The following is a 237-nucleotide window of genomic DNA, read 5'->3' as shown; positions in this document are numbered from 1 at the left end:
CAACGGGCCGAAGTACAGGCCCAAGGTGTCGGGGGACAGCCCGAGCAAGGCATTGGCAGCGGCAAACCGTACGCCCGGGTCGGGATCATCCAGCGCCGGGCCAAGCAGCAGCGTGCGCTGGCCACTGGGCACCAGGCCGACGATGCTGGGAATGGCAGCCTCGCGCACCAGCGGTGACTCGCTGGCCAGGTCTTTATCCGCCAGTGTCAAGGCCGGGGGGCTGGGGTCGTTGGGCAA

Annotated in this window: 1 pseudogene; it reads right to left on the bottom strand. The window is 68.8% G+C overall.

Annotation, left to right across the window (positions count from 1 at the left end):
* Positions 1-237: pseudogene (locus AC0IYH_RS33895) on the bottom strand (hypothetical protein); the annotation flags it as partial.

Source organism: Pseudomonas sp. AC463 (genome assembly GCF_979253585.1).
Note: the sequence above shows the minus strand (reverse complement) of the source record. Positions and strands in the feature narration are given on the sequence as shown.